We start from the raw sequence: 20,854 nt of genomic DNA, 5'->3' as shown, positions 1-20,854 counted from the left end.
CGGCTATCTTCACCGTGAACTCCGCAAGACGCACCCCATCATCGCTCGTTTATCGCGCGTCGCGCGGCGCGCAAAGCGGAACCGCACTTATCCCTTGTCGCGCAGCAGGCGCGCCTTGTCTCGCTGCCAGTCCCGTTCGGCCGAAACCTCGCGTTTGTCGTGCAGCTTCTTGCCCTTGGCCAGGGCGATTTCCAGCTTCGCCTTACCCGCCTCGTTCAGATACAGGCGCACCGGAACGATGGTGCGGCCGTCCCGCTGGACGGCGCCGATCAGTTTGTCGATCTGCTTGCGGTGCAGCAGCAGCTTCCGGTGGCGGCGCGGCTCATGGTTGAAGCGGTTCGCCATCTTGTAGGGCGGGATATCGGCGTTGATCAGCACCATCTCACGCCCCTCCGGCGAGACATAGCTTTCGGCGATGTTCGCCCGCCCGTCGCGCAGGGCCTTGATCTCGGTGCCCAACAACTGGATTCCGGCCTCGATGTAGTCCTCGAGGAAGTAGTCGAAGCGTGCGCGCCGATTTTCGGCGATCGTCTTTTGCTTGGGCGCGTCAGCGGCCATCAGGCGACCCCGGCCTCGGTCAGCGCCTTGTCGATGGCTGGCTTCACGGCGTCGGCCGTCAGCGACAGCGGCAGCCGGACCTCTTCCTCGCATAGCCCCAGCCTGGCGAGGGCGTATTTGGCCGGCGACGGGGAGTTGTCGAGGAACAGCGCCTTATGCAGGCCGATCAGGCGCTCCTGCCAGGATCGGGCGACGGCGAAGTCGCCGGCCTGAATCGCATCATACAGGGCGACCATGGCCTCCGGCGCGACATTCGAGGTCACCGAGATCACCCCGACGCCTCCGTGGGCGGCATAGCCCAGATAGCTGGAGTCATCCCCCGAAATCAGGTCGAAGGGGCCGTGGATATTCGCTCGCATCCAACTGGCCCGCGCCACATCCGCGCTCGCATCCTTGATGCCGACGATGTTCGGATGCGCCGCCAGGGCCGCAACGGTTTCGTTCGACAGGTCCACGCCGGTACGACCGGGCACGTTGTAGAGCAGAATCGGCAGTTGCACCGCATCGGCCACGGCCTCGAAATGGGCCTGCATCCCGGCCTGCGAGGGGCGGTTGTAATAGGGCGTGACCACCAGGGCGCCGTCGGCGCCGACCGTCTTGGCGAAACGGGTCAGTTCGATCGCCTTGTCCGTCGCTGAAGAACCGGCGCCGGCGATGACGCGGATGCGCCCGGCGGCGATCTCCGCGCACTGTTCAACCACGCGCTTGTGCTCGTCCAGGTGCAAGGTCGCGCTTTCGCCCGTGGTGCCCATCGGCACGACGCCGTGAACCCCGGCGGCGATCTGGCGTTCCAACAGACGCCTGAAAGCGGCCTCGTCCACGTTTCCGTCACGAAGAGGTGTGATCAGGGCGGTGATCACGCCCTTGAACAAGGGGGCGGTCATGGGAACAACATACCTGCGCGGAGAATGGGCGGCGGTCCGCCCGTCACTAATCGGCAAAGGGTAGGTTGCCCGCCGCTTGGCCGCAACCAAAGATGAATGAGGATCAGATATCTGATGATCGCGACGACCGTGGCCGCCGCCCTGGCGATACTGACTCCACCGGCTCAGGATGTGCTGAACAGCGCGCCGGTCCCCTACTCCGCCAGTCAGGGCGGAATCATCAACAGCCAGGACGCCGCCCTGGTGCAGCAGGGCCTGACGGCCGCGCGGGCGCGCGACGTCGTCGGAACCCAGTCCATCATGGCCCGCATTTCCGATCCGACCGCACGCAAGCTGGTCGAATGGGCCCTGGTGGACACCTCGGACAAGCAGATGTCCTACAGCGACCTGGCGCTGGCTCAGACCGATCTGGCGAGCTGGCCCCGCGGCGATTCTCGTCGAGCGGCGGGCGAGCGCGCTCTGGACATGGCGGGCCAGTCGCCGGACGCCGTCCTGGCCTTCTTCAACGGAACCGCCCCCACCACGGCCCAGGGCGCCATCGCCCTGGCCGGCGCGCTGGAGCAGACGGGCCGCCGCCATGAGGCCCAGGCCCTGATTCGCGACTGGTGGCGCACCCAGAGTTTTGAGGAAGCCCAGCAAAGCCGGATCTATTCGCGCTGGAGCGGCGGGCTGACCAGCGACGACCATGTGGCGCGGCTGGACATGCTGCTGCTGGGACCGCACGGCCCGGCGACGCGCGCCATGGTCGCCCTGGTTCCGGCCGACCGCCAGGCCGTCGCCAACGCCGTGATGTCGCTTCGAACGGCCTACGCCCCGGACGCCATCGTCGCCGGCCTGTCGCCCGCTCAGGCCAACGACCCGGCCGTGGTGCTGGAGCGGGTGCGCCTGCTGCGCTCCGCAGGTCGTCAATCCGAGGCCTTCCCGCTCCTGTCCGCCCTGCCCGCCGCCCCCTCGCACGCGGACGGCCAGAACACCCTGTGGAGCGAACGCCGCAACTATTTCCTCGACGCGCTGCAACAGGGGAACGCTCGCGCCGCCTACGCCGCGATGAACGGCCACGGCTTCCCTTCGGGCGAACGCAAGGTCGACGCCGAATTCTTCGCCGGCTGGGTGGCTCTCACCAAGCTGAACGACCCGGCGACAGCCGCCCAACATTTCGAGGCGCTGCGCAATGCCTCCTCGACCCCGATCACCCAGGGGCGCGCCCTCTACTGGCTGGGTCGTGCGGCGGAAGCGCGCGGCGACCGACAGGGCGCCCAGAATTGGTATCAGGCGGGCGCCGCGCACTGGCAGACCTTCTACGGCCAGCTCGCCGCGGAAAAAGCCGGCGCGACTACCCTGACCCTGCCTGGCGAGCCCACGCCCTCGCCCGAGGACGTCAATCGCTTCGAGGGCAATGAGGTGGTGCGGGCGACCCGCATCCTGGGCCAGATCGGCGAGAAGAACCTGATGCGGGTCTTCGCCTACCACCTGGATGACACCCTGCCCTCGCCCTACGATCTGTCGCAGTTGTTCGACCTGATGCAGGGCTATGGCGATCAGTTCGGATCAATGATGGTCGGCCGCGCGGCCAGCCAGCGCGGCTTCGTCATGCCGGAGCGGATGTATCCGATCCGCCTTCCGCAGCAGGTTCCGGGCATGGCCCCCAATGAGTTCGCCCTGGCCATCACCCGTCAGGAATCCAGCTTCGACCCTCTGGTTCGTTCGGGCGCCGATGCGCGGGGGATGATGCAGCTTCTGCCAGCCACGGCGCAGGGTGTGGCGCGCCGCATGGGCCGCGCATTCAGCGCCGAACAACTGTGGGACCCCGAGATCAACATGACTCTGGGCAGCTATCATCTGGGCGAGCTGATGAACAATTTCGGCGGATCGCCCTTGCTGGCCGCCGTCGGCTACAACGCCGGACCGGCGCGTCCGCCGCAATGGACCGCCCGCTGCGGCGATCCGCGTCAGGCCCAGGTCGATCCCATCGACTTCATCGAGTGCGCGCCCTTCACCGAGACGCGCAACTACATGATGCGGGTGATGGAGAACATGCAGGTCTATCGCGCTCGGCTGAACGGCGGCTCGGCTCCCCTGACCCCGTCGGCGGATCTGGCGCGCGGCACGCCGCCGAACGCAGGCCCGCGGCCCTATCAACCCTGACTACAGGCGGCGGGCCGCTAGAATCGGCCCGTCCAACGCCTCCAGCCAAACGGCGTCGAGGTTGAAAACGGTCTTCAGAATGCGCGGCGACAGGGCCTCGGTCGGCGCGCCTTCAGCCGCCGTGCGCCCCTGATCCAGCACCACCACCCGGTCGGCGAAACGGGCCGCCAGGGTCAGATCGTGCAGGCTGACCAGTATCCCGCGTCCAGCATCGGCCCGGGCCCGCAGCCGCTCCAGCACCAGAAGCTGGGCGTCGGGGTCCAGCCCCCCGATCGGCTCGTCCGCCGCCAGCAAGGGCGCTGGAGCCGTCAAGGCGCGGGCCAGCAGGACGCGCGCCCGCTCACCGCCCGACATCTCGGCCACGCCGCGATCCGCCAGATGGCCGACGCCCAACTCGTCCAGCGCGGCGCGAGCCCGGCCCAGGGCGGCGGCGCCCGCCAGGAACGGCGCACCCAGCGCCGCCAGCTCGACCGCCGGAAGATTCCAGGCGATGGAACGGTCCTGCGGCAGATAGGCCGCGCGCTCGCCCCGCTGACGCTCGGACAGCCGTCGCGCCTCGTCGCCGCCCAGACGCGCGGCGCCCTGCGTCAGTCGGACCAGCCCCAATGCGGCGCGCACCGCCGTCGACTTGCCCGCACCGTTCGGCCCGCACAGGGCGACGACCTCGCCCGGCCGCACGGACAGGGAAGCGCCCTTCAGCACTTCCGCGCCGCCCACACGGGCGTGCGCGTTCGCAAGCTCCAGCAGCACCGCCGTCACAGCCGCCACTCCCGCGCGGCGCGCCAGGCGATCAGGGCGAACAGGGGCGCGCCGACCAGGGCGGTGAAGACGCCGAGCTTCAACTCCTGATCCGTGGGTAGCATCCGCGCCGCCAGATCGGCGATCACCAGCATCAGGCCGCCCGCCAGCGCCGAGGGCGGGAGCAGCCTGCCCGGATCGCCGCGCACCGCCGCACGCACCAGATGCGGCGCCGCCAGGCCGACGAAGCCGATGACGCCCGCCACCGCCACCGCTGCACCCGCCGCCAGGGCCGCCGCCGCCAGCGCCAGGATCCGCATCCGACCCATCGACAGGCCGGACGCCCTCGACGCCTCTTCGCCCAGCGTCAGCATCCGCAGGCCGGGCGACGCGCTTCGCGCCAGCAGGGCGGCGATCAGGACGGCCGGCGCGACCCAGGCGACGTCGATCCAGCTGCGGTTCTCGACCGACCCCAGCAGCCAGTTCATCACCTCGGCCGAGGCGATGGGCGACGGCGAAAGGTTGAAGATCAGAGCGGTCAGCGCGCCGGCGAAACTGGACAAGGCCACGCCGAACAGGATCAGCGCCTCGGGCGTCCGCACCCGCGCAGCCAGGGCGATCAGCAGCCCGCCGGCCACAGCAGCGCCGAACAGCGCCGAAACCTCGACCGCGCCGGGAACCGCCGCCAACCCCAGAACGATGGCCGTCGCCGCAGCCAGGGCCGAGGCGGCCGATACGCCCAGCACGCCAGGCTCAGCCAGGGGATTGCGCAACAGGCCCTGCATCACCGCGCCGGCCAGCCCCAAGGCGGCTCCCACGAAGAGAGCAGCGATGGCGCGCGGAGCCCGCACCAGCCACAGCACCTCGCCGGGCCCGGAAGCGGGATGGCTCAAGGCTTCGGCGTAGTCAGTGGCGCTGAACCGGGTCTCGCCCAGCGTCACAGCCAGCGCGACGGCCAGCACGATCGCGCCCGCCAGAACGAGGTTCAACACCCAGACCCTGCTCATGAGGCTTGTTCGGCCAGCTGGGCGGCGGCGTCCGCTGCGAACCAGGCGGGACACGTCAGCACCGCGCCAGGCAGCTCCGCCGCCGTCCGTCCTTGCATGGCGCGACGCATCATCGGATGCCGCCCCGCCCCGCGCCAGTCGGAGCGCGCCAGATCGAAGAATCCCTTCACGAACAGGGCGGGCGGCGTCAGCAACACCCCCTCCAGCCTCAACGGCTGATAGCCGGGCCGCTCAACGCCGTTGCGAAACCCTGCGGCGCGCAGAACGGCGTCCATCAGGGAGCCTGGCCCGGTCGTGAACCCGCCTGCAGTGACATAGACGGCCTTCCGCCCCCGCCCGGTCCCTTCCGCCTTCGCCAGTCGAGAGTCCATACGCGCGATCAGGGCCTCGCCGCGTTCGACGGCGCTCACGGCCTCGGCCACGGCGCGGATGTTGGCGCGAACCCCATCCATGTCCGCAGCGTCGGTGATCGTCACCGTGCGAACCCCATCCCGCTTCAAGGTCGCGAGCAGGCGCGGATCTCCGCCCCAGTAGCGCACCGCCACGTCCGGTCGGAACCCGACAGCAGCCTCCAAGGTCGGGCGGACCCGCCGATGTCCTTCGGCCTTTGCGCGCAGCCAGGAGTCCGGGTCGTCAGCCCTGGGCGACAGGCCCAGTTCCGCATCCGGGGCCAAGGCAAGGACGAACTGATCGGCGCATTGGTCCAGAGCCATGACGCGCAGGGGAGCGGCGATCGCCTCGTCACCGCCGAAGCCGGAAATCGCCAAGGCCAGGGCGACCGCCCCGATCATGGACCTCACGAGGCGGTCAGTCCCGCGAACAGGGCGTCCATCTGCGTGCGAACCAGCGTCTCGCGGTCCGCCCAGTCGAAGTAAGGCTTGGTCGTCATGATGGAGACCAGGCCATGGGCGCTGGCCCAGATGACTTGCGCCAGAGTGCGCGGCTCGCCTCGCAACGCGCCCTGATCGACCGCCTCTTCCACCACGCTGACGAAAGCCCTGAACAGCTCCGCGCCGCTCTGCTGAGCCACGGTCTCGGCGCCGTGGCGCGTCTGCACCGGCGGTGTCAGGTAGGCGAGGCGATAGGCGTTGGGATTGGCGAAACCGAACGCCATGTAGTTCTCGATGATCCGACGCAACCGAGCCAGCGGCGGGGCGTCTTCCGCCAGGGTTCGACGGTGCTCCTCGGCCAGGGTGTCGAAGGCGTTGCGGCAGATCTCATTGAGAATCTCGCCCTTGTCCGCGAAGTGCATGTAGAGGGCGGTCGACGACAGCCCCACTTCATCCGCGATCTTGCGGATAGTGGCGCCCTCATAGCCCTGCTCGACGAAAATGCCCTCCGCCGCCGCCAGAATTTCCGCGCGGCGCTCGTGCCCTTCGCCCTTGGGCTTGCGGGTCGAACGCGACGATGCGGCAGGTGCGACCGACACTTGAGTGCTCCCCAACCTGGAACTCCTGTGAGAGGGCCGTGATAGCCGCAAATGCCCGTTCAGGCCAAATATTTCACTTTACAGTCTTGTCAATATAACCTTGATATCTATCAGGGAGGGCGAGAATGCGAAGGGGAACGATCGTTCCAGCGGACGGCGATGCTCTAAGGTCCGCGCGCATCACGCTGACGCTTGGTCAGGCCGCGAGCTTGGCCTTGTTCCTCGCCAGCGGTCTGGTCGCCGCCGCCCTCGCGCCGGTATCCGGTTCGGCCGTGTTGCTGGGCCTGCAGATCGGCTTCATGAGCCTGGCCGCCTGGAGACTCTTCCTGCTCTGGACCAGCCGGGGTTGGAGGCAGCCTGAGGCATCGCCCCAACCGCCGGATCAATGGCCGCGCTACACCGTTGTGGCCGCCCTGTATCAGGAGACCGCCATCCTGCCGCAGTTGATCGAGCGGCTTTCCGAGATCGACTATCCCAGCGACCGGCTTGAGGGCTATCTGGCGCTCGAGGCCGACGACGTCGAGACGATCAGGGCGGCGCAGGATCTGGCCCGTCCCGACTGGCTTCGGGTTCTGATCGTGCCACCGGGCGCGCCGAAGACCAAGCCTCGCGCGCTGAACCACGCCCTGTCCCGCTGCACCGGCGACCTCATCACCATCTATGACGCTGAGGATGATCCGGATCCGTTCCAACTGCGTGAGGCGGCGGCGCGGTTCAGCCAAGAGGGAGAAGGCCTGGCTTGCCTTCAGGCGCCGCTTCGCATTCGACGCCGGGGCAAGGGCAGCGCCAGCCCCTTCCTCGACCGACAGTTCGCGGCCGAATACGCCGCCCTGTTCGAAGTCACCCTGCCGGCCATGAGCCGCCTCGGCCTGCCCTTTCCACTAGGCGGCACCAGCAACCATTTCCGCGTCCCGGTGCTGCGAGCACTGGGAGGTTGGGACGCCTGGAACGTCACCGAGGACGCGGACCTGGGCTTTCGAATCTGGCGCGCCGGCTATCGGCTGGGAGTCATCGAGAGGCCGACCTACGAGCCTCCGCCAGGCCCCCTGCGTCTCTGGCTTCCGCAACGCACGCGTTGGCTGAAGGGCTATCTGCAGACCCTGGCCGTCCATACGCGTTATGCGGAAGGGATGGGCTGGAGAGGCTGGACCGCGCTGGCCGCGACGGTTGGCGCCGGGGTTGCGTCCGCCGCCATCCACGCCGTCTGCGCCGCCTGGGTGTTCTGCGTGGCCCTGACCGCCCTCGTAGCAGGAGGCTTGCCTCATTTCTCGCCGCAAGGCAGCGTCGTCCTTGTGTCGGGCATCGTCGCCGCATGGCTTTTGAAGCATCGAGGAGCGCGACAGGCGGGCGGCGCCTATGGCCTGGGCGATATGGCGGCCTCCCTCGCCTATTGGTGCCTGCTCAGCCTGGCCTTCGCCCATGCCGTCATCCGGCTGATCTTGGAACCTCATCACTGGGACAAGACGCCCCATCATGCGGAGCCCGATCCAGAGATAAGCGCGATCGACGGCGCAGACGCTGGACGAGCGGCCGCCTGAGCGCCTAATCAGCGCCCATGGCTCCGGTTCTTTCCCCCACGCCCGAAACCCTCGTCACGCGCGGGTGGTCGGACTACGCCCTTCTGGACAGCGGCGATGGCCGCAAGCTGGAGCGCTACGGCCGCTACACCGTGGTGCGCCCCGAGCCGCAATGCTTCTGGAAGGCCCATGACGAAGCCGCCTTCGGGTGCGCCAACGCCATGTTCGATCCGCAGCAGGAGGAAGAGGACTCCGGCCGCTGGCGCTTCGACGCCCATGGCCCGATCGACGCCTTCCCGTTGAAATGGCGGGACGTGCGGTTCATGGGCCGGTTCACCCCGTTCAGGCACCTGGCCTTCTTCCCAGAACAGGCGGCCAACTGGGAATGGCTGGACGCCCGCGTCCGCACCTTGAAGCAGCCGAAAATCCTGAACCTGTTCGGCTATACCGGTGTCGCCAGCCTGGCCTGTTCGGCGGCAGGCGCGCACGTCACCCACGTCGACGCCTCGAAGAAGTCCGTGACCTACGCCCGCGAAAACGCTGAGTTGTCAGGTCTGGCTGATCGTCCCATCCGCTGGATCGTCGAGGACGCCCGCAAATTCGTGGCTCGCGAAGTGCGGCGCGGCAGCCAGTATGACGGCATCATCCTCGACCCGCCGAAGTACGGGCGCGGCGCCAATGGCGAGGTCTGGCGCCTGTTCGAGGATATGCCGGACCTGCTCAAGGACTGCGCCGCCCTGCTGTCCGACGACGCCTCCTTCCTGCTGCTGAACGCCTATGCGGCGCGGATTTCCGGCCTGTCGCTGGCGCATATGATGGCCGAGGCGACGCAGGATCGCGGCGGCCGCATCGACTGGGGCGAATTGGCGCTGTCAGAGGACGGGCAGTACGCACGCGCGATCGGCCTCAGCTTCTTCGCCAGATGGAGCGCCTGATGTCCGAACGTCTCATCACCTCCCTGACCAACGACACTATCAAGGCCGTCCGCGCCCTGCACATGCGCAAGGAGCGCGAGGCGACCGGCCGCTTCCTGGCCGAGGGGCTGAAATTCATCGGCGAGGCGCTGGATCAGGGCCGCGCCCCAGTCATGCTGCTGATCGGCCAGGACGCCCGGCCGCATCCCCTGCTGGACCGCGCCAAGGCCGAGACGACGAAGGCCGGCGGCCAGATCATCGTCGTCACCCACGCCATCCTCGAAAAGATCAGCCGTCGCGACAATCCGCAGACGGTGCTGGGCGTATTCGATCAGGTCTATACGCCGCTGGACGCCATCCGACCTGACGCCAAGCCCTGCTGGGTGGCGCTGGAGCAGGTGCGCGATCCGGGCAATCTGGGCACCATCATCCGCACGGCGGACTCGGCCGGCTGCGGCGGGGTCATCCTGATCGGCGACTGCGTCGATCCCTTCTCGGTCGAGGCGGTGCGGGCCACCATGGGCTCGGTCTTCGCCGTCGCCATCAGCAAGGCGACGCGCGAGGAATTCCTGGCGTGGCGCGCCTCATGGCCTGGCAGCGTGATCGGCACCCGTCTGGACGCCACCCACGGCTATCGCGACAGCCCGGTTCGCCATCCGGCGCTGATCCTGATGGGCAACGAGCAGGCGGGCCTGACCGACGACCTGGCCGCCGCCTGCGACCTGAACGTCAAGATCCCCATGCGCGGCCGCGCCGACAGCCTGAACCTGGCCGTCGCCACCGGGATCATGGTCTATGCGGTGACCGACGCTGCCTACGGCTCCAGCCTCTAGGCCTCGCCCTCGGTCCTGATGCGGCCCATGCCGATGAGGGCCAGGGCCGTCAGCAGGGCCGCGACCGTCAGATAGGCGCCGACCGCCTGAAGCCCGTAATGGCCCGCCAGCCAGGTCGCGGCGTAGGGCGCCAACGAGGCGCCGAGGATGCCCGCCAGATTGAAGGTCATGGACGCGCCGGTGTATCGCACCGCCGTCGGAAACGGCCGCGCCAGCGCCGCGCCCAGCGGGCCATAGGTGCAGCCCATCAGGCTGAAGCCGATGATGAAGAAGGCGATCACTCCGACCATGCCTCCGCTCCCGAACAGGGGCGCCAGGATCAGGCCGAACAGGGCGATGGCGACCGTCGTCGCCAGCAACGTCCGCCACTGCCCCCAGCGATCCGCCGCCAGCGCCGCCAGCGGAATGAACAGGCCGAAGAAGCAGACGCCCAGAAGCTGGATCGGCAGGAACTGCTCTCGCGTGTAGCCCATCGCCGTCGTGCCCCACCCCAGGGCGAAGACGGTCATCAGGTAGAAGAGGACGAAGGTCGCCAGCCCGGCCAGCGTCCCGGTCAGCAAGGCGAACTTGTGATGCGCGACGAGGGTCAGGGCGGGCGCCTGGACCCGTTCGGCGCGATCGATGGCGCGCTTGAACTCGGGCGTCTCGGTGATCTTCAGCCGCATCCACAGGCCGACGATGACCAGCAGGGCGCTGGCGATGAAGGGGATGCGCCATCCCCAGGCCATGAACTGGCCCTCGCTCATCAGCTGACCCAGAACGATGAAGGACAGCGTCGACAGGATGAAGCCGATCGGCGCGCCCAACTGGGGGAACATGCCGAACCAGGCCTTCTTGCCCGGCGGAGCGTTCTCGGTCGCCAGCAGCACAGCCCCGCCCCACTCGCCGCCCAGGCCCAAGCCCTGACCGAACCGACACAGGGCCAGCAACAGGGGCGCCACCACCCCGACCGAATGCCAGGTCGGCAACAGGCCGATGGCGATGGTCGATAGGCCCATGGTCATCAGGGCCGCCACCAAGGTCGCCTTGCGTCCCACCCGGTCGCCGAAATGGCCGAAGACGACAGCGCCGACCGGCCGGGCGAAGAAGGCGATGGAGAAGGTCGCGAACGAGGCCAGCATGGCCGTCATCCGGTCGCCGCCGGGGAAGAACAGATCCGGAAAGACCAGCACCGCCGCCGTGGCGTAGATGTAGAAGTCGTAGAACTCGATCGTCGTGCCGATCAGGCTGGCGAACAGAACGCGCCGCTTGGAGGCGGACGGCGGTGAAACAGCGGCGTCGGTCACGCGAAATCCTTACGGTTGACGCACGATCATTGCGGCGCGCCGCCGTCAGGCGTCAAGCGGACATCAGGTTCCGCGCGGCTTGGCCCTGCTGGTGGCTGTCGCATTGGCCGGGTCTTCCGGCCATGGGTGGCGCGGATAGCGACCGCGCATCTCGCTCCGCACCGCCGACCACGATCCAGCCCAGAAACCCGGCAGGTCCTTGGTCACCTGAACCGGCCGTCGGGCTGGCGACAGCAGGCTGAGTGTCAGGGGCGCACGCCCGCCGCCGACGGTCGGATGGGCCTTCACTCCGAACAGCTCCTGCACGCGGATTTCGACGCGCGGCCCGCCCTCGGCGGCATAGTCGATGCTTGCGCTGCCCAGCGGCGTGGTCAGGCGCGTGGGCGCCAGATCATCCAGCTTGCGCTGCAGGTCCCAGGGGATCAGGCCGCGCAGAGCCTCCGCCAGCCGACCGTCGCTGATGTCGGCCAACGACCGCGCCCCGTCCAGCAGCGGCCACAGCCAGTCCTCGCGCGACGCCATCAGACCTTCGTCCGAAACATCAGGCCAAGTCTCATCCAGCCCCCGCAGGAAAGCCAGGCGCGCCCGCAGCGCCCTCGCCTGTTCGCCCCAGTTCAGGACGCCGAGGCCGTCCGTCTCGATCTCCGCCTTCAGCGCCGCCGTCATCGTCGCCCGATCCGGCGCGCCGACGACCTTTTCATCCAGCACAAGGGCGCCGATGCGGCGAATGCGGCGGATCACAGGCTTGCCTGACGGCTCGCGCGCCAGCCGATCCTCGACCTCGATCAGATGCGCCAGGTTACGCTCCAGCGTCGACGCATCCAGCGCCGCCGCCAGGCGGACGCGATCACGCGTGTCGCCGCCGCCCAGTTCCGCTACGGCCAGCCAGGCCTCGCGCGCCAGATGATCCGTGGGTTCGATGAAGGCCCCGCGCCCCGAGGCCAGCAACAGCTCGCCCGGCTTGCCCCTGGCGCGCGCGATGCGTTCGGGAAAAGCCTCGGCCAGCAGCAGCCCTGCATCGGCCTCGCCGTCCCGCCCTGCGCCTGCGGCCCGCGCCCAGCGCTCGGCCAGCTTCATCGCGTCGCGTCCACGCGGCGACCGGTCCCGCTCCAGCCCCCTGAGCCGGTCGTGCAGATCGACCCCATTTCCGCCAAGGCCCGGCTCGCTGAGCACCGCGGCGATCCTCGCTCCGCCAAGCGCATCGCCCTGATCCGAGGCGACGGCCGCCATATGCGCCAGTCGCGGCGCCAGGGGGATGCGCGTCAGGCGTCGACCATGGGCCGTCAGATCGCCCTTGGCATCCAGCGCCCCGAGACGTGTGAGCGCCTTGCGCGCCTCGGCCATCGCTCCGGCGGGTGGCGGATCCAGCAGGGCCAGCCCTTCCACCGACTTCGCCCCCCAGCGCGCCAGATCGAGGGCGAACGCGGTCAGGTCCGCCTCCTGAATCTCAGGCCGCTGATGCGCCACCAGACCACGCGTCTGCTCCTCGTCCCACAGGCGGTAACAGACGCCGGGCTCGACACGCCCCGCCCGGCCGCGCCGCTGCTCCGCCGAGGATCTGCTAACCTTGACGGTGGCCAGGCGGGTCAGGCCGCTGGACGGCTCGAAACGCGGCACGCGCGACAGGCCGCCGTCGATGACGACGCGCACCCCCCCAATCGTCAGGCTGGTCTCGGCCACCGAGGTCGCCAACACCACCTTGCGGCGACCATGTGCGGCGGGCTCGATGGCCCGGTCCTGCTCGCCCTTGTCCAGCGCGCCATACAGGGCGACCACGTCGACCGACGGATCACGCAGCCGCTCTTTCAGGCGCTGGACCGTGCGGTGAATCTCCCCCTGCCCCGGCAGGAAGGCCAGGACCGAGCCGGTCTCGTCATGCAGGGCCTGAACCACGGCCTTGGCCATGGCGTCCTCGAATCGTTCGACCGGGTTGCGGCCCAGATAGCGGGTCTCGACCGGGAACATCCGCCCTTCGGCCTCGATGACGGGGGCGCCGTCCAACAGCTTGGACACGCCCGCGATGTCGAGCGTCGCCGACATGACCAACAGGCGCAGATCGTCGCGCAGCACGGTTTGGCTGTCACGCGCCAGCGCCAACCCCAGATCAGCGTCCAGACTGCGTTCGTGGAATTCGTCGAACAGGACGGCGCCGACGCCTTCCAGCCCCGGATCGTCCAGGATCATCCGCGTGAAGACGCCCTCGGTCACCACCTCGATTCGGGTGTCCGGGCCGATCCGGCTTTGCAGGCGAGTGCGGTATCCGATGGTTCCTCCCGCCTTCTGGCCAAGGCTGGCGGCCATGCGGTCGGCGGCGGCGCGCGCGGCCAGTCGTCGCGGCTCCAGCACGAGAATCCTGCCGCCGCCCAGCCACGGCTGATCCAGCAACGCCAGAGGCACGACCGTCGTCTTGCCCGCGCCCGGCGGCGCGGCCAGCACGACCGCAGAGGTCTGAGCCAGGGCGACCTTGAGGGGCTCCAGAACGGCGTGAATCGGCAACATGACACGCGCTGTAGCGCCTTCGGCCGGGGTCACGAAAGCGTCGTCGGCGCGTCATCCTTCGTAAACCGCGTTGCGCCGAGGCCCTCAGATGGCTAGCGTCCCCGGCCAAGAAGGCGACCCGGGAGGGGTCGTCGCATAAATGTTGGGGGCGCACCTGCATGTCTGCAGACGGCGTAAAGCCTGCCGGAAACCGGCTATTTCTTAAAAAATCCATCGCCCAGATTCAGAAGGAAGCCGCCAAGAGCGAGCTGAAACGGACCCTCGGTCCGCTCAATCTGATGAGCCTGGGCATCGGCGCCATCATCGGCGCGGGCATCTTCGTGCTGACGGGTCAAGTGGCTTCGGCCCATGCCGGCCCGGCCATCATGTTCTCCTTCGTCATCGCCGGCATCGCCTGCGGTCTGGCGGGCCTGTGCTACGCCGAACTGGCGTCGACCATGCCGGTGTCGGGTTCAGCCTACACCTATGCCTACGGCACCCTGGGCGAGATCTTCGCCTGGATCATGGGCTGGCTGCTGGTGCTGGAGTACGGCGTGGCGGCTTCGACCGTCGCGGTCGGCTGGTCCGGCTACGTCGTATCGATCCTGAGCGACTTCGGGGTCAGCGCCAGTCTGTTCCCGACAATAAGTTATCCCGGCGGAGAAGGGCCCCAGTGGGCCACTCCGCTGATCCAGTACGTCGCCTCGGGCGCCGATGCGGGCTTCCCGCTGACGGGCACCTTCAACCTGGTGGCGGCTGTCGGCATCGCCGCCGTGTGCGGTCTGCTGGTGCTGGGCGTGTCGGAATCGGCGAACATCAACAACGCCATCGTCGTCATCAAGATCATCGTCCTGCTGACCTTCATCGCCGTGGGCCTGCAGTACATCAACCCGGCCAACTGGGACCCCTTCATCCCGCCGCAGGGCGACAGCTGGGACCAGTTCGGCGTGGGCGGCATCTTCCGCGGCGCCTCGATCATCTTCTTCGCCTATGTCGGCTTTGAAGCGGTTTCGACCGCCGCCGCCGAGGCCAAGAACCCGTCGAAGGACGTTCCGATCGGCATTCTGGGCGCCTTGTTCGTCTGCACCTTGATCTACATGGTCGTCGCCGCCGTCATGACCGGCGTGGTGCCCTACCTCGAGCTGGCTTCGCCGGCCCCGATCGCCGTCGCCATCGACCGCATGGCGCTCAGCTGGGCCGACGTTCCGCTGGCCGGCGCGCCGGGCGGCAAGCTGAACATGATCGCCTTCCTGATCAAGATCGGCGCCATCACCGGCCTGTCCTCCGTCATGCTGGTGCTGTGCTACGGCCAAACGCGTATCTTCTACACCATGGCGCGCGACGGCCTGCTGCCCAAGGCGTTTGCCGTGGTGCACCCGAAGTTCCGCACTCCGTGGATCGGCACCATCCTGCTGGGCATCGTCATCGCCATCGCGGCGTCCTTCCTGCCCATCTCGATCCTGGGCGACCTGGTGTCGCTGGGCACTGCGACGGCCTTCGCCATCGTCTGCCTGTCGGTCATCGTCCTGCGTATCAAGCACCCGGAGATGGAGCGTCCGTTCCGCGTTCCGGGCGGCATGGTCACCGCCGTTCTGGGCATTCTGGCCTGTCTGACGCTGGCGTCGTTCAACTTCGTGCCGATGGTGCAGCACGCGCTGAACGACAACCCCCTGCCGCTGACCATCCTGGGCGTCTACGCCCTGGTCGGCGCCCTGATCTACGGCCTGTACGGCTTCGCCCACTCGAAGCTGGCCAAGGGCGTAGACATTACCGAGGACACCGCGCTTGAATCGGCGGTCGAGGCCTTAGGCCACGGCGTCGACAACAAGAAGGACTGATCCCGGTCGGTCCTTCGGCCTCAAGCAGCGCGAAGCGCGGTAGGCCAAATAATGAGAAAGGCCCCGGAGCGATCCGGGGCCTTTTTCATGCTCGCACGGGATTGCCGAAACCGCCGCCCTCGCCTACAGCCTCCGGCGAACCTATGCGGATGTGGCGGAACTGGTAGACGCACCAGATTTAGGTTCTGGCGCCGAGAGGCGTGGAGGTTCGAGTCCTCTCATCCGCACCAGGCTTTTCAGCCGTTCATAAGATCAGCCAGGACCGCCGGAAGCCCTTGCGGCAGATCCTCGGAGATCAGCCCCGGTCCAAAGCGTCGCGCGGCCTCCGAATGCATCCACACCGCCGCCCGCGCCGCGTCGAAGCTGTCCATGTGCTGGGCGATCAGCCCCCCGATCATCCCGGCTAGCACATCGCCGCTGCCCGCCGTCGCCAGCCAGGGGGAGCCGTCGCCGTTGACCGCCAGGCGGCCGTCAGGCGCAGCGATAACCGTCGCGGCGCCCTTCAGCACGATGATCGCGCCTGCTAGCCGTGCCGCCTCCTGCGCCGCGCCTTCCCGTCCCTGTCTCTCCAGCAGGCCGGGAAACAGCCGCTCGAATTCGCCTTCATGCGGCGTCAGGACATCGTCTCGGTCCAGCCAGGCGAACAACTGCTCAGGCCTGTCGCGAAACAGCGTCAGCGCGTCCGCATCGACCACCAGAGCCGCGCCCGTACGCGCCAGAGCCGCCAGGTTCAGCGCCGTGTTCTCGTTCAACCCGGCGGCCGGGCCGATCACGACGGCGTCCATCGGGTCGGCCATGATCTGAAGCTGGTCCGGCGTCGCGAAACTGGCCAGCATCACCGCTTCCAGCGTGGGCGCCAGAACCGCAGCCGCGTCCGGCGGGCAGAAGACCTTGACCAGACCTGCGCCGATCCTCAGCCCGGCCCTGGCCGATAGCCGAGCCGCGCCGGTGGACAAGGGGCCGCCCGAGACGACGCCCAGCCGCCCACGGGCGTGTTTGTGGCTCTGCGGCCCCGGCTGAGGGAGCAGATGGCGCCATTCCGAAGGGGTGTTACCGAACTTCATGTGGATTTCCGTTCACGGATGGCCTCTGGGTACGAAAATCGCTTGCCAAATTGTGCGATGCAATGTCCCTTTACCGCCCGAGCGTCGGACCAAACAAGGAGCCGCCTCGGGATCCGCCATGAAGAAGATCGAAGCCGTCATCAAGCCATTCAAGCTAGATGAAGTAAAAGACGCTCTCCAGGATATCGGAGTGCAGGGCATGACCGTGCTGGAGGCCAAGGGATACGGCCGCCAGAAAGGCCATTCGGAACTCTATCGCGGCGCCGAGTACGTCATCGACTTCCTGCCCAAGATCAAGATCGAGGTCGTGGTGTCGGATGACCTGGCCCCCGCCGTGGTCGAGACGATTCAAAACGCCGCCCGCACCGGCAAGATCGGGGATGGCAAAATCTTCATCACCACGCTTGAAGACGTCATCCGCATTCGCACCGGTGAAACCGGCGCCCAGGCCATCTAGACCAACGGCCGCCTCTCGGGGCGGCCGATTTCAATTCTCCAGCTACAGGACCTCCTCCCCATGAGCGCCGCCCAAAAGATCCTGCAAGACATCAAGGACAAGGACGTCCAGTACGTCGATCTCCGTTTCACCGACACGCGTGGGCGGGTCCATCACGTGACCTTCGACATCGGCATGGTCGATGAGGATTTCCTCGAAGAAGGCACCATGTTCGACGGTTCCTCCATCTCCGGCTGGAAGACCATCAATGAGTCCGACATGCTGTTGAAGCCCGACCTGGCGACGGCCTTCATCGATCCCTTCTATCAGCAGACGACGCTGTTCCTGTTCTGCGACGTGCTGAGCCCCGACACGGCCGAGCCCTACAACCGGGACAGCCGCTCCATGGCCAAGAAGGCCCTGGCCTACGTCCAATCGTCGGGCGTGGGCGACACCGTCTACTTCGGCCCCGAAGCCGAGTTCTTCGTCTTCGACGACGTGCGCTGGAGCACGGCCGCCCACGACACCCGCTACAGCTTCGACTCGACCGAACTGCCCGCCAACACCGGCGCTGAGTACGCCGAGGGCAATCTGGGGCACCGCCCGGGCGCCAAGGGCGGCTATTTCCCGGTCAATCCGGTCGACTCGGGTCAGGACCTGCGCGGCGAGATGCTGGCGGTCATGAAGGACCTGGGCCTGGATCCGGAGAAGCACCACCACGAGGTCGCCCCCGCCCAGCACGAACTGGGCCTGAAGTTCAGCGACCTGCTGACCATGGCCGACCGGATGCAGCTGTATAAGTACGTGATCCACAACGTGGCCCACGCCTATGGCAAGTCGGCGACCTTCATGGCCAAGCCGATGTTCGGCGACAACGGCTCGGGCATGCACGTCCACATGTCGATCTGGAAGGACGGCAAGCCTCAGTTCGCCGGCGACAAGTACGCCGGCCTGTCGCAGGAATGTCTGTGGTACATCGGCGGCATCATCAAGCACGCCAAGGCGATCAACGCCTTCGCCAACTCGACCACCAACTCCTACAAGCGTCTGGTGCCCGGCTATGAGGCGCCGGTGAAGCTGGCCTATTCCGCCAGCAACCGTTCGGCCTCGATCCGCATTCCGCATGTCTCGTCGCCCAAGGCCAAGCGTATCGAGGCCCGCTTCCCCGATCCGATGGGCAACCCCTATCTGACGTTCGTCGCGCTGCTGATGGCGGGCCTGGACGGCATCGAGAACCGTATCGATCCCGGCGCGGCCGCCGACAAGAACCTGTACGATCTGCCGCCCGAAGAGCGTCACTCGATCCCGGAGGTCGCCGGTTCGCTGCGGGAAGCCCTGGACGCCCTCGACGCCGACCGCGCCTTCCTCAAGAAGGGCGGCGTCATGGATGACGACTTCATCGACGCCTACATCGAGCTGAAGCAGCAGGAAGTCGCCCGGCTGCAGTTGCACCCGCACCCGGTCGAGTTCGACATGTACTATAGCTGCTGATCCTCGGATCAGCCTGATGCAGAAGCCCCGGACGGTTCGCCGCCGGGGCTTTTTCTTACGCTTGGTCGTAGCGGGCAGACGCTTCGATCAGAGCCTCAATGTCGTCAGCACACAACAGGGGGCGCAAGGCCTCGAACTTCCTTTCGGACCAGCCATAGACGTCGAGCGCCAGCAGAGCCTCGATCACGGCGTCCGGGAACCGCTTTCGGATCGGAACCGCCGGATTGCCCGCCACGATGGCGTAAGGCGCCACGTCCTTGGTGACGATGGCTCCTGAGGCGACGACTGCGCCCTCGCCGATCGTCACGCCAGGCATGATCATGGCGCGCATCCCAATCCAGGCGCCGTCCTTGATGACAGTGTCGCCCTTGCCCTGATAGGCGTCGAGGATGACCTCTGCGAAGGGGTAGAGGCTGAACCAGTCCGTTCGGTGAGTATGGTTGCCGCCCAGCAGAATCACCGCCTCCGCGCCGATGCAGACGCAATCGCCGATGAACAGTTGGTCGATCGGCCACTGCGGCGTCCACGCCTCGAGGCTGTACGCATCGCCATAGAGATAGCGGACGACGCTTTCTTCGAAGGAGCCGCTCCAGGCGTTGCTGTAGTAGCTGCGCCGGCCCTTGATGTGGATGTTCGGGTTGGCGACCGTCTCGTGCAGCAGCTCAACCTTGGACCAGTGCCGGTCCGGGGCGGTATGGGACATGAAGCGACCTCAAGATGCTTGTCAGCGTCCGGACGCCTCACCGCTCCACGGATCAGACCGCCAGTCCCTCAGCCTGATCGGCCTTCTTGCGGCGCAGCTCGATGATGCGGACGCACCAGATGGAGACCTCGTAGAGCAGGACCATCGGCACCGCCAGCATCAGTTGGCTGATCGGATCGGGCGGCGTCACCACGGCGGCGACCACGACCACGGCGACGATGGCGTATCGACGGCCCTTGGCCATCATCTGGCTGTTGATCAGGCCCGCCAGACCCAGCAGGGTCATCACGACCGGCAACTGGAAGCACAGGCCGAAGGCTAGGATCAGCGCCGTCACCAGGTTCAGATAATCCGACACCTTGGGCAACAATTCAGCCGCCACGCCTTCGCCGATGATCTGCTGGCTCAACGAGAACCACATCACGAAGGGCAGCATGACGTAATAGACCAGCGCCGCGCCCAGCAGGAACAGCACCGGCGCTGCGATCAGGAAAGGCAGGAAGGCGCCCTTCTCGTTGCGGTAAAGGCCCGGCGCGACGAAGCGGTACAGCTGCCAGGCCAGAACCGGGAAGGCCACGATGACGGCGCCCAGGCCCGCCAGCTTCATCTTGGTGAACAGGATCTCCAGCGGCGCGGTGTAGATCAGGCGCACGCTGTTGTGGTCCACGTCCGGCACCGGGATCAGACCGGCGGTGCCCAGGATCAGGTTGAACGGCGACACATGGCCGTGCGCGCCTACCGTCTGATGAAAGGCGGCCGAAACCACATAGGGCTTCACCAGGAACAGGTAGAGCGTCTCCGAAAAGGCGAAACAGCCGATGAAGGCGATGATGAAGGCGACCACGCAGATCATCAGCCGCGAACGCAGCTCGATCAGGTGATCCATCAGGGGCGCGCGCGAAGCCTCGATCTCGGCTTCATCGTGGTCGGCGCGGCTCATAGGTCGACCTTCTTGGTACGCGCGACCTTGGGCCGTGAAGCCGGCGGTTTCAGCGAGGATGTCTTAGCGTCAGGCTTTGCGGCCGTCTTTCGCGTCCTGGCCTTGGCGCCGCCGTCCGCAGAAGCGGCGCTCGCCTTCTTGGCGCGCGGTTTTGGAGCGGGCTTGGGCTCAGGATTCAGGACGGCAGGCGCCGCCGCCGTATCCGGCCACTCGTCGACGCCCGTGGCCACGGTTTGGGCTGCCTCGTCCGTCTTGGTTGCGGCGGACGTGGCGACGGTCGGCGTCTCGATCGGCGCCTCCAGCTCCTTGCGGATATCCTTGAAGGCTTCGTCCGCCTCGGCGCCGAGGACGTACATCCCCTGCCCCGATCGCAGCGCCTCGACCTCCTTGCGCAGGTCGTCCAACTCGGACTGGCGCGCCATCTCGTCAAAGCTGGCGCGGAATTCATTGGCCATGCCGCGCGCCTTCGCGACAAACTGGCCGACCTTGCGCATCAGCACAGGCAAGTCCTTTGGCCCTACGACAAGCAGGGCCACCAGACCGATGACAAGGATTTCGAACCCGCCGATTCCGGGGCCAAGACCACCCATGAT

At 67.3% G+C, this 20,854-nt stretch carries 19 protein-coding genes and 1 tRNA gene; 8 read left to right on the top strand and 12 right to left on the bottom strand.

Annotation, left to right across the window (positions count from 1 at the left end; genetic code table 11):
- Positions 1-87 precede the first annotated feature (87 nt).
- Together smpB and dapA are read right to left on the bottom strand one after the other, a co-directional pair.
- Positions 88-558 (bottom strand): SsrA-binding protein SmpB, encoded by a 471-nt coding sequence (gene smpB, locus ACWGL1_RS12860; protein WP_291775056.1) that lies wholly within the window; start codon positions 556-558, stop codon positions 88-90.
- Positions 558-1,442 carry a 4-hydroxy-tetrahydrodipicolinate synthase gene (gene dapA / locus ACWGL1_RS12855; RefSeq protein WP_452112205.1) on the bottom strand — a complete coding sequence of 295 codons (885 nt, stop codon included), beginning with the start codon at positions 1,440-1,442 and terminating at the stop codon, positions 558-560. The genes smpB and dapA overlap by 1 nt, the downstream gene beginning before the upstream one ends.
- A 114-nt stretch (positions 1,443-1,556) precedes the next feature.
- Here dapA and ACWGL1_RS12850 point away from each other — a divergent pair, with 114 nt between their 5' ends.
- A complete protein-coding gene (locus ACWGL1_RS12850; RefSeq protein ID WP_291775051.1) occupies positions 1,557-3,587 on the top strand; it encodes a lytic transglycosylase domain-containing protein in 2,031 nt (676 codons plus the stop codon).
- Here ACWGL1_RS12850 and ACWGL1_RS12845 read toward each other — a convergent pair whose 3' ends face one another.
- The 4 genes from ACWGL1_RS12845 to ACWGL1_RS12830 are packed head-to-tail and all read right to left on the bottom strand — an operon-like array spanning position 3,588 to position 6,761.
- Complete coding sequence (locus tag ACWGL1_RS12845; RefSeq protein ID WP_452112204.1) at positions 3,588-4,355, bottom strand: ABC transporter ATP-binding protein; 768 nt, start codon at positions 4,353-4,355, stop codon at positions 3,588-3,590.
- Positions 4,343-5,332: a FecCD family ABC transporter permease gene (locus ACWGL1_RS12840; RefSeq protein ID WP_452112203.1), complete on the bottom strand. Its 990-nt coding sequence runs from the start codon at positions 5,330-5,332 to the stop codon at positions 4,343-4,345. Before ACWGL1_RS12840 ends, ACWGL1_RS12845 begins: the two co-directional genes overlap by 13 nt.
- Positions 5,329-6,123 (bottom strand): ABC transporter substrate-binding protein, encoded by a 795-nt coding sequence (locus tag ACWGL1_RS12835; RefSeq protein ID WP_452112272.1) that lies wholly within the window; start codon positions 6,121-6,123, stop codon positions 5,329-5,331. The genes ACWGL1_RS12840 and ACWGL1_RS12835 overlap by 4 nt, the downstream gene beginning before the upstream one ends.
- A gap of 5 nt (positions 6,124-6,128) precedes the next feature.
- Positions 6,129-6,761 (bottom strand): TetR/AcrR family transcriptional regulator, encoded by a 633-nt coding sequence (locus ACWGL1_RS12830; protein WP_291775039.1) that lies wholly within the window; start codon positions 6,759-6,761, stop codon positions 6,129-6,131.
- A gap of 209 nt (positions 6,762-6,970) precedes the next feature.
- Here ACWGL1_RS12830 and ACWGL1_RS12825 point away from each other — a divergent pair, with 209 nt between their 5' ends.
- From ACWGL1_RS12825 to ACWGL1_RS12815, 3 genes are read left to right on the top strand one after another with little or no spacing between them, the layout of a single operon-like run.
- Positions 6,971-8,299, top strand: a complete 1,329-nt coding sequence (locus ACWGL1_RS12825; protein ID WP_452112202.1) for a glycosyltransferase family 2 protein — start codon at positions 6,971-6,973, stop codon at positions 8,297-8,299.
- 17 nt (positions 8,300-8,316) lie between these two features.
- The gene (locus ACWGL1_RS12820; protein WP_452112201.1) at positions 8,317-9,213 is read left to right on the top strand and encodes a class I SAM-dependent methyltransferase; all 897 of its coding nucleotides are present in this window, start codon (positions 8,317-8,319) and stop codon (positions 9,211-9,213) included.
- Positions 9,213-10,025 carry a TrmH family RNA methyltransferase gene (locus ACWGL1_RS12815; protein WP_452112200.1) on the top strand — a complete coding sequence of 271 codons (813 nt, stop codon included), beginning with the start codon at positions 9,213-9,215 and terminating at the stop codon, positions 10,023-10,025. Before ACWGL1_RS12820 ends, ACWGL1_RS12815 begins: the two co-directional genes overlap by 1 nt.
- On the opposite strand, the gene ACWGL1_RS12810 is transcribed toward ACWGL1_RS12815, so the two are convergent.
- Both ACWGL1_RS12810 and hrpB read right to left on the bottom strand, forming a co-directional pair.
- A complete protein-coding gene (locus tag ACWGL1_RS12810) occupies positions 10,022-11,311 on the bottom strand; it encodes an MFS transporter (RefSeq protein ID WP_452112199.1) in 1,290 nt (429 codons plus the stop codon). The genes ACWGL1_RS12815 and ACWGL1_RS12810 overlap by 4 nt on opposite strands.
- 63 nt (positions 11,312-11,374) lie before the next feature.
- Positions 11,375-13,810 carry an ATP-dependent helicase HrpB gene (hrpB, locus tag ACWGL1_RS12805; RefSeq protein WP_452112198.1) on the bottom strand — a complete coding sequence of 812 codons (2,436 nt, stop codon included), beginning with the start codon at positions 13,808-13,810 and terminating at the stop codon, positions 11,375-11,377.
- 158 nt (positions 13,811-13,968) lie between these two features.
- Between hrpB and ACWGL1_RS12800 the strand changes: the two genes are divergently transcribed.
- Together ACWGL1_RS12800 and ACWGL1_RS12795 are read left to right on the top strand one after the other, a co-directional pair.
- Positions 13,969-15,627: an amino acid permease gene (locus ACWGL1_RS12800; RefSeq protein ID WP_338574833.1), complete on the top strand. Its 1,659-nt coding sequence runs from the start codon at positions 13,969-13,971 to the stop codon at positions 15,625-15,627.
- A 145-nt stretch (positions 15,628-15,772) separates the two neighbouring features.
- Positions 15,773-15,857: transfer RNA gene (locus ACWGL1_RS12795), tRNA-Leu, on the top strand.
- A gap of 6 nt (positions 15,858-15,863) precedes the next feature.
- Here ACWGL1_RS12795 and ACWGL1_RS12790 read toward each other — a convergent pair.
- Positions 15,864-16,691, bottom strand: a complete 828-nt coding sequence (locus tag ACWGL1_RS12790; protein ID WP_338574832.1) for an NAD(P)H-hydrate dehydratase — start codon at positions 16,689-16,691, stop codon at positions 15,864-15,866.
- 118 nt (positions 16,692-16,809) lie between these two features.
- On the opposite strand from ACWGL1_RS12790, the gene ACWGL1_RS12785 reads away from it, so the two are divergent.
- Together ACWGL1_RS12785 and glnA are read left to right on the top strand one after the other, a co-directional pair.
- A complete protein-coding gene (locus ACWGL1_RS12785; protein WP_121482972.1) occupies positions 16,810-17,148 on the top strand; it encodes a P-II family nitrogen regulator in 339 nt (112 codons plus the stop codon).
- Positions 17,149-17,208: 60 nt separating this feature from the next.
- A complete protein-coding gene (gene glnA, locus ACWGL1_RS12780; protein ID WP_291775014.1) occupies positions 17,209-18,618 on the top strand; it encodes a type I glutamate--ammonia ligase in 1,410 nt (469 codons plus the stop codon).
- Between the two features lie 55 nt (positions 18,619-18,673).
- Here glnA and ACWGL1_RS12775 read toward each other — a convergent pair whose 3' ends face one another.
- Genes ACWGL1_RS12775 through tatB form a run of 3 tightly spaced genes read right to left on the bottom strand, consistent with a single transcriptional unit; the run spans position 18,674 to position 20,851 of the window.
- Positions 18,674-19,321, bottom strand: a complete 648-nt coding sequence (locus ACWGL1_RS12775; protein WP_343829725.1) for a CatB-related O-acetyltransferase — start codon at positions 19,319-19,321, stop codon at positions 18,674-18,676.
- A gap of 52 nt (positions 19,322-19,373) precedes the next feature.
- Positions 19,374-20,261 (bottom strand): twin-arginine translocase subunit TatC, encoded by an 888-nt coding sequence (tatC, locus tag ACWGL1_RS12770; protein ID WP_452112197.1) that lies wholly within the window; start codon positions 20,259-20,261, stop codon positions 19,374-19,376.
- Positions 20,258-20,851 (bottom strand): Sec-independent protein translocase protein TatB, encoded by a 594-nt coding sequence (gene tatB, locus ACWGL1_RS12765; protein ID WP_452112196.1) that lies wholly within the window; start codon positions 20,849-20,851, stop codon positions 20,258-20,260. The genes tatC and tatB overlap by 4 nt, the downstream gene beginning before the upstream one ends.
- Positions 20,852-20,854 lie beyond the last annotated feature (3 nt).

Source organism: Brevundimonas sp. NPDC055812 (genome assembly GCF_053616535.1).
Note: the sequence above shows the minus strand (reverse complement) of the source record. Positions and strands in the feature narration are given on the sequence as shown.